General features: G+C 36.2%; 12 protein-coding genes. 3 read left to right on the top strand and 9 right to left on the bottom strand.

Annotated features, from left to right (window positions below; genetic code table 11):
- Positions 1-12: 12 nt before the first annotated feature.
- From IIF7_RS00150 to IIF7_RS00190, 9 genes are all read right to left on the bottom strand, one after another.
- A complete protein-coding gene (locus IIF7_RS00150; protein WP_084839683.1) occupies positions 13-990 on the bottom strand; it encodes an L-histidine N(alpha)-methyltransferase in 978 nt (325 codons plus the stop codon).
- Positions 991-1,005: 15 nt separating this feature from the next.
- Positions 1,006-2,169 (bottom strand): ergothioneine biosynthesis protein EgtB, encoded by a 1,164-nt coding sequence (gene egtB, locus IIF7_RS00155; RefSeq protein ID WP_084839684.1) that lies wholly within the window; start codon positions 2,167-2,169, stop codon positions 1,006-1,008.
- A 316-nt stretch (positions 2,170-2,485) separates the two neighbouring features.
- A complete protein-coding gene (locus tag IIF7_RS00160) occupies positions 2,486-2,896 on the bottom strand; it encodes a hypothetical protein (RefSeq protein WP_084839685.1) in 411 nt (136 codons plus the stop codon).
- Positions 2,897-2,936: 40 nt separating this feature from the next.
- Complete coding sequence (locus tag IIF7_RS00165; protein ID WP_084839686.1) at positions 2,937-3,314, bottom strand: energy transducer TonB family protein; 378 nt, start codon at positions 3,312-3,314, stop codon at positions 2,937-2,939.
- A 30-nt stretch (positions 3,315-3,344) separates the two neighbouring features.
- Complete coding sequence (locus tag IIF7_RS00170) at positions 3,345-4,169, bottom strand: thymidylate synthase (protein WP_084839687.1); 825 nt, start codon at positions 4,167-4,169, stop codon at positions 3,345-3,347.
- Between the two features lie 151 nt (positions 4,170-4,320).
- Positions 4,321-6,018 (bottom strand): NupC/NupG family nucleoside CNT transporter, encoded by a 1,698-nt coding sequence (locus IIF7_RS00175; RefSeq protein WP_084839688.1) that lies wholly within the window; start codon positions 6,016-6,018, stop codon positions 4,321-4,323.
- Between the two features lie 15 nt (positions 6,019-6,033).
- A complete protein-coding gene (locus IIF7_RS00180; RefSeq protein ID WP_084839689.1) occupies positions 6,034-6,657 on the bottom strand; it encodes a bifunctional nuclease family protein in 624 nt (207 codons plus the stop codon).
- Between the two features lie 83 nt (positions 6,658-6,740).
- Positions 6,741-7,709 (bottom strand): electron transfer flavoprotein subunit alpha/FixB family protein, encoded by a 969-nt coding sequence (locus tag IIF7_RS00185; protein WP_084839690.1) that lies wholly within the window; start codon positions 7,707-7,709, stop codon positions 6,741-6,743.
- A 60-nt stretch (positions 7,710-7,769) separates the two neighbouring features.
- Positions 7,770-8,516 (bottom strand): electron transfer flavoprotein subunit beta/FixA family protein, encoded by a 747-nt coding sequence (locus IIF7_RS00190; protein ID WP_084839691.1) that lies wholly within the window; start codon positions 8,514-8,516, stop codon positions 7,770-7,772.
- Positions 8,517-8,827: 311 nt separating this feature from the next.
- Between IIF7_RS00190 and IIF7_RS00195 the strand changes: the two genes are divergently transcribed.
- The 3 genes from IIF7_RS00195 (at position 8,828) to IIF7_RS00205 (ending at position 12,936) form a co-directional block, all read left to right on the top strand.
- Positions 8,828-9,805, top strand: a complete 978-nt coding sequence (locus IIF7_RS00195) for a pyruvate dehydrogenase complex E1 component subunit beta (RefSeq protein ID WP_084839692.1) — start codon at positions 8,828-8,830, stop codon at positions 9,803-9,805.
- A gap of 62 nt (positions 9,806-9,867) precedes the next feature.
- Positions 9,868-12,354: a DUF5686 and carboxypeptidase-like regulatory domain-containing protein gene (locus tag IIF7_RS00200; RefSeq protein ID WP_084839693.1), complete on the top strand. Its 2,487-nt coding sequence runs from the start codon at positions 9,868-9,870 to the stop codon at positions 12,352-12,354.
- 69 nt (positions 12,355-12,423) lie between these two features.
- Positions 12,424-12,936, top strand: coding sequence for an inorganic diphosphatase (locus IIF7_RS00205; RefSeq protein ID WP_084839694.1), 513 nt, complete (start codon positions 12,424-12,426; stop codon positions 12,934-12,936).
- The last annotated feature ends 186 nt before the right edge of the window (positions 12,937-13,122 follow it).

A 13,122-nucleotide genomic window follows, 5' to 3' on the forward strand; every position in this document is an offset into this window, starting at 1 on the left:
TTAGTTACAGATCTAAAGATCTTTCCTTCTAAAGATATAATTTTTGTAGCAGTTTTCCGAATCGCTAAATTCTTCAATAACTTCTAGTCCGGCTTCTTTGGCTAGCCATTGCACAATATTATCGTCGTATTTCTGTGAGATTTCGGTATGAATGGTTTCCCAGGCATCAAAATGAATATCTAGGCCAAGTTTGTCGATTTTTACCTGCTGTTCTTTTTTGCTCACCAGGTAACTCGCCGCCGTACCGGTTTCAGGATTATAGGTTTCCCAGTGTTTAAAATCATCGGTGTTAAAGTCGGCTTCCAACTCGTTATTCATTCTAACCAGAAGATTTTTATTGAAAGCTTCTGTGATTCCGTGGGGATCATTATAAGCATCCAGGATTATTTGAGGATCTTTTTTCTGATCGAAGCCCATAAATAACATATCTTCTTTACTCATCGCTTCACAGATATTCTTTAAAAAATCGATCGCTTTTTCATGCAAAAGATTCCCAATGTTAGAGCCTAAAACCATGATCACTTTTTTGCGCGAGTTATAATCGGCCAGTTTCTCTAAGGTTTTAAAATAGGTTCCTTGCTGAGTTTTTATGTTTACGCCGGGAATTTCAGTTTTTAAAGCTTCTTCTAATTCGTCTAAAACATGCTGACTAATATCGACCGGTAAATAATCAAAATCGTAGTTTTTAGCAACCAGGTGCTTCAGTAAAACTTTTGTTTTTTTACCATCGCCGGCGCCAAGTTCTATAAGGTCAAAACCTTTTTTGCTATTAAAAGAATCTGCGATCGAAGCTGTATGTGACTGAAGAATGCCAAGTTCGCAATTGGTTAAATAATACTCTGGCATATTCATGATCTGCTGAAAAAGCTTATCTCCCTTTTCATCATAAATATATTTTGAAAGCAGATATTTAGGAAAGCTGGTTAGGCCTTTGGCAACATCTTCTTCAAATGCAGTTTCATATTTTGTGGTAGTTGGTGTGGATTTCATAGTGTAAGTTGATCGTTATTTTGCAAGGCGAATTCCTGTGAATTGCCAGCGTAAAGGGGCATGAAAAAAGTTGCGATAAGTTGGTCTTGTTTGTTTGTTGGAAGTAGCAACAGAGCCACCACGCAACACTTTTTGATTCACCATAAACTTACCATTGTATTCGCCTAAAGCGCCGGGAGCTTTGCTGTAACCGGGATATGGAGAGTAAGCACTCTCTGTCCATTCCCAGCGTGATCCCCAGTTAAATTTGCTGTTAGCGACTTCCCATTCCTGCTCGGTTGGCAAGCGTAAACCTTTCCATTGTGCAAAAGCGAAGGCTTCATAATAGCTAATATGACTTAGCGGTGCATCTAAAATTAATTTTTGTAAACCTTGTAGTGTAAATTGATGCCAATCGCCATCGATGTTGTGCCAGTAAGAAGGTGCTGAAATTTGATTGGTATTTACCCAATCCCAGCCTTCAGCATGCCAAAGTAAAACATCCTTGTAACCACCGGCTTCAATAAATTCGATATATTCTTTATTGGTTACCAGTTTATTCGAAATTTGATAATCGGCTAAATAAACGGTGTGGCGACCTAGCTCATTATCATAACAAAAATCTGTGTTATTATGGCCAATGTCGTAATTCCCTTTTTCTACAGAGATCCATTCCTGCGGAAAGTCGTAAATAGGATTTTCTTCAAACTGGTCGTTGTATTTAGGGAAAAGCGGATTGTTTCCTAAAATGTATTTTATATCGGTATATAATAATTCCTGGTGTTGCTTTTCGTGATGGCAGCCAATCTCGATCACTTCTAAAATTTCAGGGCTTAACTCTTCAGATTCGATAAAATCTTTTAGTGCTTTAGAAACATAATTTCTATACTTATACACCCATGCAACGGTTGGACGCGAAAGATTTCCGCGATCTGTACGTATCACTTTTTCGCCTACGCTTTCGTAATAACTATTAAAAACATAAGCCGAATGATCGTCAAAAAGATGATAGTCGTTTTTGTAAGGTTTTAGCACAAATTCTTCAAAGAACCAGGTAGTATGTCCCAAATGCCATTTAGGCGGAGAAACATCTACAATGGGTTGTACAACGTAATCTTCGGTTTCCAGAAAAGAACAAATAAGTTCAGATTGTGCTCGCGTTTCGTTGAAAAAATCTAATAATTCAGATTGTAGAAGCATAAAAAGAGATGTGCGATTAGTGCGTATCTCTCAAATTTACAATTTTTTAGAGGCGATAAGTTCTCGTTTGCGTTAATCCCAAGTTAAAAAAGGAATAGCGATCGTAACGAAGTGAATAACGTTATTTTTAACTAGATCTGAGAATTTAGACCGCTTCGCTTTTAGAATTTAGAAGAAATTAGAGCATTAGATTTTTTCATATTTGTTGAAAAAAAATTGGAGTAGACCAAATATTTCGATTTTTAGGTTCTTAGCTTTCTGTAAACTGTAAACTGTAAACTGTAAACTGTAAACTGTAAACTGTAAACTGTAAACTTTATAACTGAACCGGTATCGTATATTTCATAGAAATGGATTTTCCTGCCTTTTTAGCCGGAGTCATTTTAGGGAGTTTAGTCAGCATTTTCTCTAAGGCTTCTTTAATCCTTGGTTCTTCAGTTTCGATCGTATTGATCTTTACCACACCTTTTTCATCGATATGCATTTTTATTGTGGCTTTACCTCGAAGAAAATCCCCAGTATCTTTCCTGGGATATTTATAGGTCGTTTTTACAAGTTCCAGGAATTTTTGACTAAAGCAATTTTCTTTGTTTTCTGCGGAATCACAACCTGGCCAAACCGCAGCAATTTCTGAAACTTTAACCGTATTACCTTCAGCTTTTACGCCTTCCTGTCCAAAACCTAAAGTGCTGAAAAGGAAGAAAACAATAAGTAGTAGATTTTTCATAAAAACTGAAGGTGATTTTATCTAATTTCAGGTATAATTTTTAGAATTTAAACGGAACGGTAAATTCACGTGCATCGGGTTCTCCCTGAAGTGTTCCCGGTTCCATCTTCGGCATTTTTTCGATCATTTTTTTTGCTGCATTATTAACCAAAGGTTCGTCACCTTCAATATTTAAAACATTCACTTTGCCTTTTTCGTCAACTTCAAACTTGATGGTAACTTCGCCACGAACATATTCGCCGGCGTCATTTTTAGGGTATTTGTAATTTTCTCTAACGTGCTCGCTAAGTTTCTTGTTAAAGCAGGTCTTTATATTTTTGCTATCCTCACAACCCGGCCAAACTGGCGACGTTTGTTGCGCCGAAACAGTGGTGATACTTCCAATTACAAAACTTGCTATTAGCAATAAGCTTTTCATAATAATTAAAAATTTTAAATTAAAGTTTATTTACACCGCAACCTTGCCCTTAATGGCCGGATACGGATCGTAACCCTCTAATTTAAAATCTTCAAAGGAAAAATCAAAAATATTGGTGATTTCTGGGTTTAACTTCATCGTAGGTAAGTCTTTTGGCGTTCTGCTTAACTGAAGTTCTACCTGTTCCATGTGATTGCTATAAATATGTACATCTCCAAAAGTGTGAATAAAATCTCCTGGCTGGTAACCACAAACCTGGGCCATCATCATGGTGAACAATGCATAAGATGCAATATTAAAAGGAACGCCCAAAAATACATCGGCACTGCGTTGATATAATTGGCAACTTAGTTTACCATCTGCTACATAGAATTGGAAAAATGCATGGCAGGGTGGAAGCGCAGCTTTGCCGTTGGCTACATTTTCTGAAAATGAAACCGAGGTATCTGGCATTACCGAAGGATTCCAAGCAGAAACCAGCATTCTACGACTATTAGGATTGGTCTTTAAAGTTTCTATAATTTCTGAAATCTGGTCGATTTCTTCGCTATTCCAGTTTCTCCATTGGTGACCATATACCGGTCCTAGATCGCCATTTTCATCGGCCCATTCGTTCCAGATTCTAACACCGTTTTCCTGAAGATATTTAACGTTTGTGTCACCTTTTAAAAACCAAAGCAATTCGTAGATTATCGATTTTAGATGCACTTTTTTGGTAGTGACCATAGGGAAGCCTTCGCTTAGATCGAAACGCATTTGGTAACCAAAAACACTTTTAGTTCCTGTACCGGTGCGATCTCCTTTTTCAGCTCCGTTATCTAAAATATGCTGTAATAAGTCGTGATATTGCTTCATAATTCTGCTGCCCTTTTTATCTAGAATTGTAATAATTGAATGCTAAAATAGATAATATGTTCTAAATCTTTGAGTGAATATTTATAAAATAAAAAAAGGTGTAGCCTCTAACCGCTACACCTTTTTTTGTTATTTCTAAGATCAATATTTTTTAACCGATGATCATACCTGCGATCGTGGCAGAAAGTAAAGAGGCTAAAGTTCCCCCTATTACTGCTTTTATACCGAATTCAGATAAGTTTTTACGCTGTCCTGGCGCTAAAGAACCAATCCCTCCAAGCTGAATACCTATTGAAGCAAAATTTGCAAATCCGCATAACATATAGGTTGCCATGATAATCGATTTTTGATAGGTTAGGCTTAATGCGGTTGCCGGGTTTTTAAGTTCTGCTAACTGAATATATCCAACAAATTCACTTGCTGCCAGTTTAATTCCCAGTAACTGTCCCATTAGCATCATATCTTCTTTAGCAACACCAATAAGCCACATTAATGGAGCGAAAACAGTTCCTAAAACCGCTTCTATAGAAAATGTTTGATATGGGGTGTTTGCTGCTAAAAAGTCATTTAAATGAGTAAACTCACCAATTTTTGCAAAACCATAGTTAAGCATTGCAATTAAAGCAACAAAAACTAATAGCATGGCACCAACGTTAGCTGCAAGTTTTAAACCTTCAGTAGTACCAATAGCGATCGCATCTAATACGTTAGATCCTATTTTTTCAGAAGAAACCTCTACGTCAGTATTAATTTTTTCCTGTTGAGGGTAAAGTATTTTTGAAATTACAATGGCTCCCGGTGCTGCCATTACAGATGCTGCTAATAAATGTTTGGCAAATTCTAATCTGGCTATAGGATCGTCACCACCTAAAAAGCCGATGTATGCTGCTAAAACTCCACCTGCTACAGTTGCCATTCCACCAATCATTACCAATAAGATTTCAGAACGCGTCATACGCTCTAAGTAAGCTTTGATCATTAAGGGAGCTTCTGTTTGGCCTAAGAAAATGTTTCCGGCAACGTTCAAACTTTCGGCTCCAGATATTCCTAAAAGTTTGGTTAAAACCATTGCAAAACCTCTAACCACTACCTGTATAATTCCGTAGTAAAAAAGAATAGAAGTTAATGCTGAAAAGAAAATAATGGTTGGTAATACCTGGAATAAAAAGATATATCCAAAACTCGACGTATCCATTAATCCACCTAATAGAAATTCACTACCTGCGGCTGTAAATTCCAGGATTTTAACGAAGATTTTTCCAACAAATTCGAAAGTAGATTTTACCCAGTTTATTTTTAAAACTCCGTAAGCCAGTAATAATTGCATCCCAAGACCAATACTAACTGTTTTCCAGTTGATGGCTTTACGTTTGCTACTAAATAAAAAGGCCAGAAGAATAAGAGAGAACATTCCTAAAATTCCGCGTAAAATACCTGTAGTTGTAATTCCCTGATTAGGGATGATCTTTTTTGCGGTTTTAGCCGGGATAACTTCGGCGATCTTAGGTTGATGTGCTTTTAAATCGATACCATTTTTACCGCTTTTAAGCACCATAGAAGAGTCTGATAATTTGGTGACTCTGTAGTTTTCCATTTCTCTATTTGGCCTGGTGTAAAAAAGAACCAGAATGTCGTTTTGGTACATATAATCGCCACGAGCCAGAGTATCATTCTCTTTGGAGAAGCTAAATCTTCCTTTGTTTATGGTGAGTATACTTTCTGGCTTAAAGATGTCTCCAGAAATGCTGTCTACATTAGTTTCGATCTTCCAGCTTTTCGTAATACTTTGAGCTTGCAGTAAAGGGAAGCTAAAAAGCATTAAAAAAAGAAGGCATAATAATCTCTTCATATTTTAAAAGGGGTATTAATGTCTTTTAGAGATTTCGTCTCTAAGTCTGGCTGCTTTTTCGTAATCTTCGTTTTGAACAGCCTGGGATAATAAACTTTCCAGTTCGCTTAAAGATAACTTTTTATAGTTATTATCTTCTTTAGAAATTTCAATATCATCTGTTAGAAGCTCTTCAGAAATAATTTCTTCCTGATTTTCTTCTTTTTCTTTTTGCTGCTGGTCTTCACCCTGAAGGTAAATTCCTGCTTTTTCGAGGATATTTTTATAGGTAAAGATTGGGGCATCAAACCTTAAAGCCAATGCAATGGCATCGCTGGTACGGGCATCGATAATCTCTTCGATCTTATCTCTCTCACAAATAAGACTGGAGTAAAATACACCGTCTACAAGTTTATGGATAATCACTTGTTTAACAGTAATATCAAATCGATCTGAAAAGTTTTTGAATAGATCGTGCGTTAGCGGTCTTGGTGGGCGTATTTCTTTTTCGAGCGCAATCGCTATGGATTGAGCTTCGAATGCACCAATTACAATGGGTAATTTTCTATCACCACCAACTTCACTTAATATAAGAGCGTATGCTCCATTTTGGGTTTGACTATAAGATATTCCTTTGATATTCAGACGCACTAAACTCATATTCCATAAATTAAAAAAGGCTGTCTAAATAGAGCATTTTACCAAATTTAGACAGCCCTTTTAAGGGGCACAAGTTATAAAATTTATGCATTTTTAGCCTTAAATTCCTTCAATTTTTCATTTAGCTTAGGAACAATCTCAAATGCATCTCCAACAACTCCATAATCTGCAGCTTTAAAGAAAGGTGCTTCTGGATCGTTGTTAATCACCACTTTCGTTTTGGCAGCATTAATTCCTGCTAAATGTTGTATTGCTCCAGAGATCCCCACCGCGATATAAAGATTGGAAGCTACTGGTTTACCAGTTTGCCCAACGTGTTCGCTGTGCGGTCTCCATCCCATATCACTTACTGGTTTAGAACAAGCTGTTGCTGCACCAAGGATATCGGCCATTTCTTCAATCATTCCCCAGTTTTCTGGGCCTTTTAATCCACGACCACCAGAAACTACAACTTCTGCATCGGCAATTGTAACTTTATCTTTTGCTTTGTCTACAGATTCTACGTTTACCGTAAAATCTTCAGCTGAAAGTTGAGGTTCAAATGATTCTGAAGCTGCTGCACCTTCACTTTCTTTAAGTCCGAATGCATTTTTAGAAAGTCCTACAACTTTAACATCCGTAGAAATTTCAGTAAAATTGAAAGCTTTATTTGTAAAAGCTGTTCTTTTTACCTGAAATGGAGAAGTGCTTTCTGGAAGTGCAACCACATTTGAAGCATAACCAGCTTCTAATTCCACGGCCACAAGCGGTGCGCTATATTTTCCGTTAGCAGACTGGTCTAAAACTACGACTTTGGAAGATTCTTTTTCAGCAGCCTGTTTAATTGCATCAGCATAAGCTTCAGCATTAAAATTCTTTAATTTATCGCTGCTTACACTTAAGACCTTATCTACTCCGTATTTACCAAGTTCACTGGTATCTTCAGCATTAAAAGCAATAGCGGTAAGGCTTGTGCTCATAGCTTCAGCGATACCTTTTGCGTAAGAAGCAGCCTCTAGCGCTCCCTTTTTAAATTTTCCGTCTTCTGATTCTGTATATACTAAAACTGACATTCTTTAAATTTTAATTAGATTAAAAACCTTTGTTGAAAATCGATAAAATTGGCTTGAGTTTTAAATAACTTTAGCCTCATTATGCAATAGATCGATTAATTGATCCAAATTTTCTGGATCTACTAGTTTTACTTCACCTTTTGGTGCTGGTTTTTCAAATTTTACTGCTTTTGTGGCAGCTTCAGCTCCGCTAGGTTCAACAACATTTAAAGGTTTTTTACGTGCCTGCATAATACCTCTCATATTAGGTATTTTAAGGTCACTTTCTTCTACGATTCCTTTTTGCCCTCCAATCACTAAAGGAAGACTTGCCGTTAAAGTTTCTTTACCACCATCAATTTCACGAATGGCAGTTGCTTTATCGCCTTCAATTTCAAGGCCTATACAGGTATTAACAAAATTAGCTTTTAGTAATCCAGCAAGTATACCGGGAACCATCCCGCCATTATAATCTATAGATTCTCTTCCGCAGATAATAAGATCGTAATTTCCTTCACCGGCAACTTTAGCTAATTCTTTTGCTACCTGAAAACCATCTGTAGGAACAGTATTAATTCGAATAGCGGTATCTGCACCAATGGCAAGAGCTTTACGTAAAGTAGGCTCGGTTTCTGGTCCACCAACATTAATAATATCTACACTGGCGCCCTGCTTTTCTTTAAACCACATAGCACGGGTTAAACCAAACTCATCATTAGGATTTATAACAAATTGAACTCCGTTAGTGTCGAACTTACTATCACCATCGGTAAAGTTAATTTTTGAGGTTGTATCAGGAACGTGACTAATACACACTAATATCTTCATATTTAAAGTTCTTTTTTTATTAAACGATATGATTACGAAGTTACATAAATAAATTAGAAAGTACTATGCGTGCATAATAAAAATATCATAAAAAACAGCCTTGTATTTGCGTAAAGCTTAAAAATCGATGTTTTTGATGCGGTTTTAGTAATAAAATAATGAGTTTTTTGACGATATAGCTGCTGAGTGGAGATGTAAAATAATTAAGTTTTTTTAAGGGGTAAATTTTTAATGGTTTATGTGGTAAAAACTTTATTGAATTACTATTTTTGTGTTCCTATAAGTTATAAAAATTAATATCAAGAACTATAATGAAGACAATTCAATTTAGGGAAGCCGTTCAACAGGCTATGAGCGAAGAAATGCGCAAAGATGAGTCCATTTATTTAATGGGTGAAGAAGTAGCCGAGTACAACGGTGCATATAAAGCTTCTAAAGGAATGTTGGACGAGTTTGGACCAGATCGAGTTATCGATACTCCAATTTCTGAGCTTGGATTCTCAGGTATTGGTATTGGTAGTGCTATGAATGGTAACCGTCCTATTATAGAGTTCATGACCTTTAACTTTTCCCTTGTTGGAATCGATCAAATTATAAACAACGCAGCTAAAATTCGTCAAATGAGTGGTGGGCAATTTAATTGTCCTATCGTATTTAGAGGGCCAACAGCTTCTGCTGGTCAGCTTGGTGCAACACACTCTCAGGCTTTTGAAAGCTGGTATGCTAACTGTCCTGGTTTAAAAGTAATTGTTCCTTCTAATCCTTATGATGCAAAAGGACTTCTAAAATCAGCGATTAGAGATGACGATCCAGTTATCTTTATGGAAAGTGAGCAGATGTATGGTGATAAAGGTGAAGTGCCAGAAGAAGAGTATGTAATCGAAATTGGTAAAGCCGATATTAAACGTGAAGGTACAGATGTAACGATCGTTTCTTTTGGTAAGATTATCAAAGAGGCTTACAAAGCTGCAGATGAGTTAGAAAAAGATGGAATTTCTGCGGAAGTTATCGATCTTAGAACTATTCGTCCTATGGATCATGAAACTATTATCGAATCTGTGAAGAAAACAAACAGATTGGTAATTCTAGAAGAAGCTTGGCCATTTGGAAATATTTCAACTGAAATTACCTACCAGGTACAGGCGCAGGCCTTTGATTTCCTTGATGCACCAATTATCAAAATAAATACGGCAGATACACCTGCACCTTATTCTCCTGTTCTACTTAAAGAATGGTTGCCTAATAGTGAAGATGTTGTTAAAGCTGTAAAAAAGGTAATGTACAAGTAAAAGAGATAACCTATATTTGACCCCTCTTCCCTTACCGGATAGAGGGGTTTTTTTATGTCTTTATGAAGAATTTTCTTTTGTCTACCCTGTTTATTTTCAGTTGCTTTCAGGTTTTTTCGCAAACCGAGGTTAGCGGTATTGTCGTAGACGAAAACGGCGCAGGGATTCCTTTTGCCAATGTGATCTTCACCAACTCTAAAGAAGGCACAACAACAGACGGCGATGGAAACTTTTCATTGTCTTCAAAAAAAAATTATACCTCTGTTACTTTTTCATTTTTAGGGTATCAAACTAAAGACGTTAGTTTACAAAATAAAGACTTAAAGAATCTAAAAGTCACGCTTTATGCGTCTTCAGAATCCCTTTCAGAAGTAAAAATATATAAAGGTGAAACCTCTAAAAAAAATAACCCTGCAATAGATATTCTTCGTAAAATTTGGGCAAATAGAAGAGGTAATGGTGTAAAGAAATTCGACCAATATGCCTATCGTCGTTATGAAAAATTAGAATTTGATTTAAACACCATAGATAGTTCCCTTATTGAAAGCCGAATCTTTAACGGAATGGAGTTTATTTTTGAAGATTTAGATACTAATAGAATTACAGGAAAAACCTATTTGCCGGTTTTTTTAAACGAATCTGTTAGTATGGTTTACGGAGATAACGAAACCGGGCAGGAATTAACTGAACTAAAAGGAAATAAGAATTCGGGTTTTAGTGATAATCAGATGCTAATTTCTACGGTGCGTGATATTTACGATGAGATCGATATTTACGAAAATTACTTGCGATTTTTTGATAAGAACTTTGTGAGTCCGTTGTCTAAAACCGGTATCAATGTTTACAATTATGTCTTAGCAGATACTGCTTATGTAGATGGGAAATATTGTTACAATATCGTGTATTATCCAAGAAGGCAAAACGAGCTTACTTTTAGCGGAGATTTTTGGGTAAACGATACCACCTGGGCCATAAAAGATATTAACCTGGAAATGTCTGAAGGAGCCAATCTTAACTGGGTAAAAGGAGTTTATATAGAACAGGAATTTGATGTTTTAAACGATTCTGTTTTTTTACTGAAAAAAGATTTCTTTCAGGCAGATTTTGCATTACGGGATAAAGAAGATTCACGTGGCGTCTACGGGAAAAGAACCGTCTTATACGATCAATATGAATTTGATAATGAGCGCCCTTCATCATTTTATAATAAAAAAGTAAATCGTTACCGGGAAGAAGTCTATAATCGTGAAGACGATTTTTGGCAGGAAAACAGGCTCGAAGAATTGAACGGGGATGAACGTGGCGTTTATGATATGCTCGATACGCTTAGAACAGTGAAGCAATTTAAGCGATTATACAATGTTTCTACAGCGCTTGCTACGGGGTATTTAGATTTTGAAGGCTGGGATTATGGTCCAATTTTTTCTTCGGTTGGTTTTAATGATGTAGAAGGAATTCGATTAAGAGGTGGCGGAAGAACCTATTTTTCACAGCATGATAAGTGGAGAATCGAAGGTTATGGCGCTTATGGTTTTGAAGATAATAAATTTAAGTACGGAATTCAGGGAAAAGTTTTGTTGGATCCTGATAATCGTTTGATTATTTCGGCGGGTAATCGTCGTGATGTAGAACAGCTTGGAACTAATTTAACGAACACCACAGATGTTTTAGGGCGTAGCTTAGCCTCTTCAGCATTAATAAGTACAAGTTCTAATAATAGTTTAAGTTCGATCAATCTCTCTGTTTTAGCAGTAGAAATTGAACCTGTTGAAAATCTAACTTTTAGATTAAGTGGTTCGTATCGTGAAATTGAAGCCGCTTCAGAAGGCTTTAGCCTCGATTTTTATACTGATGAGACCAGAACTCAGGTATTATCTGAATTGCAACAGACTGAAATTTCTAATCTTATCATGTATACTCCAGGTAGAAAAACGGCTGGTTATGGTGTGGAAAGAGAAGAAGTAGAAGACGATCACGCTACCATTTTTGTGAACTATACTTTGGGGGTAAAGAACATTTTTCAGAGTGATTTTGATTATAAAAAGCTTCAGTTTTTTTATAATCAGCCCTTAATGATTGGTGGTTTTGGTAGAGCCAATGCCAGTATAGAAGCCGGTAAAACTTATGGAGAAGTACCTTTGGCATTGCTAAGTGTAGTACCGGGTAACCAAACTTATTTTCAGCTATATAACACCTTTTCACAGTTAGATTACTACGAGTTTGTGACAGATACTTATGTAGCCGCTCATTTTGAGCATAATTTTAACGGTCGTTTATTTTCACGAATTCCGCTTTTACGCGATTTAAACCTGCGAGAAATTATCGGGATTAAAGGAGTTTGGGGAGAAATTTCAGAAGATAATATTCGATTAAATGCTTCAGATATTCCTCTGGTAGCACCAAATAATGAGCCTTACTGGGAGTATAGCCTTGGGGTTGGCAATATTTTTAAGATTATAAGGATCGATGCACACTTCCGTGGTAATTATTTAGATAACCCCGATGCAAGGCAATTTGGAGTGACTATAAATTTTGGTTTTCACTTCTAAATCAGCACTGTTAAAGAATAGAATTCACTATATTTGATAATCTAATAAAGTTCAACAAAAACAAATAAAATGTCAGAAACCTTTGATGTACTAATTGAAATTCCAAAAGGGAGCAGAAATAAATACGAATACGATTTTCAGTTAAAAAAAGTACGTTACGACAGGATGATCTTCTCTTCTATGATGTATCCTGCAGATTATGGTTTTATTCCAGAAACTTTAGCTTTAGACGACGATCCCCTAGATGTTCTTGTTCTTGTAAGCGAACCAACTTTCCCTGGTATCGTTATGGAAGTAAAGCCAATTGGTGTGTTCCACATGGCAGATGAAAAAGGTCCAGATGAAAAAATTATCTGTGTGCCGGTATCAGATCCTATTTGGAATAGACTTAATGACCTAAAAGAATTAAATGGTCACTTAATTAAGGAAATCGAGCATTTCTTTAAAGTTTATAAAGATCTTGAAAAGAAAAAAGTAGATGTTGGTGATTGGGGTGATGCTGAAGAAGCAAAACAAATCATTAAAGAGTGTGTAGCGCGATACGAAAACTACGAAGGTGATCAAAATCGTCTTAAACTATAATACACTTTAAAATATTTTAGTCCTAACGAGGTAACAAAGCAATAACTATTTGGTTATTGCTTTTTTATTTGCTTAAAATTTTCTTCGGAATAGTGCTAAGATTCGATGTTTTAAAGGCTTTTTATTTTAACTTCTCTACAACGTGACTTCGCAGATATTTCCTTTATTTTTAGATGCAGTCGGTAA

This window comes from Zunongwangia atlantica 22II14-10F7, from assembly GCF_002094855.1.
Classification (GTDB): Bacteria; Bacteroidota; Bacteroidia; order Flavobacteriales; family Flavobacteriaceae; genus Zunongwangia; species Zunongwangia atlantica.

Bases quoted from the DNA above. Each gene is read 5' to 3' on its own strand.
- IIF7_RS00150 (WP_084839683.1), bottom strand. From the start codon at position 990: ATGAAATCCACACCAACTACCACAAAATATGAAACTGCATTTGAAGAA.
- egtB (WP_084839684.1), bottom strand. From the start codon at position 2,169: ATGCTTCTACAATCTGAATTATTAGATTTTTTCAACGAAACGCGAGCA.
- IIF7_RS00160 (WP_084839685.1), bottom strand. From the start codon at position 2,896: ATGAAAAATCTACTACTTATTGTTTTCTTCCTTTTCAGCACTTTAGGT.
- IIF7_RS00165 (WP_084839686.1), bottom strand. From the start codon at position 3,314: ATGAAAAGCTTATTGCTAATAGCAAGTTTTGTAATTGGAAGTATCACC.
- IIF7_RS00170 (WP_084839687.1), bottom strand. From the start codon at position 4,169: ATGAAGCAATATCACGACTTATTACAGCATATTTTAGATAACGGAGCT.
- IIF7_RS00175 (WP_084839688.1), bottom strand. From the start codon at position 6,018: ATGAAGAGATTATTATGCCTTCTTTTTTTAATGCTTTTTAGCTTCCCT.
- IIF7_RS00180 (WP_084839689.1), bottom strand. From the start codon at position 6,657: ATGAGTTTAGTGCGTCTGAATATCAAAGGAATATCTTATAGTCAAACC.
- IIF7_RS00185 (WP_084839690.1), bottom strand. From the start codon at position 7,709: ATGTCAGTTTTAGTATATACAGAATCAGAAGACGGAAAATTTAAAAAG.
- IIF7_RS00190 (WP_084839691.1), bottom strand. From the start codon at position 8,516: ATGAAGATATTAGTGTGTATTAGTCACGTTCCTGATACAACCTCAAAA.
- IIF7_RS00195 (WP_084839692.1), top strand. From the start codon at position 8,828: ATGAAGACAATTCAATTTAGGGAAGCCGTTCAACAGGCTATGAGCGAA.
- IIF7_RS00200 (WP_084839693.1), top strand. From the start codon at position 9,868: ATGAAGAATTTTCTTTTGTCTACCCTGTTTATTTTCAGTTGCTTTCAG.
- IIF7_RS00205 (WP_084839694.1), top strand. From the start codon at position 12,424: ATGTCAGAAACCTTTGATGTACTAATTGAAATTCCAAAAGGGAGCAGA.